General features: G+C 38.9%; 1 protein-coding gene. It reads left to right on the forward strand.

Annotated features, from left to right (window positions below):
- Positions 1-268: hypothetical protein (locus C9J34_RS22585; protein ID WP_238600761.1), on the forward strand; the 268-nt coding region annotated here is incomplete at its 5' end.
- Positions 269-386: the final 118 nt, after the last annotated feature.

The following is a 386-nucleotide window of genomic DNA, read 5'->3' on the forward strand; positions in this document are numbered from 1 at the left end:
ATCAGCCAATTTTTCAAGTGTACAGGCAGCGGAAAGTTTAGTACCTGAAGTCTCGGTAGCATCAGATAAACTGGAATATTCGACTACAGTTCCACGCACTAGTACTACATCTATGTGGGTAAGTGTAGCTCATAATGGAAAAATTTACTCGGGATATATTTACAATCGTGGTTTGGCTTATGGAGACACAAATAAATCTTACTTCACGGGTACTCTCAGAGTAGGCCCTTATGCACCAAATGCGATTGTTGTGCAAGAAGAATTGTAAGTTGAGAATATAAATTTTTCGACAATATTTCTTGCGCGAAAATAAAGCAACGGAAATTCCTCACATTTATCCCGTATTAACAGGCTGTAAGACCCCCACTTCAAAATAGTGAGTGGAA

The organism is Metasolibacillus meyeri, assembly GCF_003049505.1.
Classification (GTDB): domain Bacteria; phylum Bacillota; class Bacilli; order Bacillales_A; family Planococcaceae; genus Metasolibacillus; species Metasolibacillus meyeri.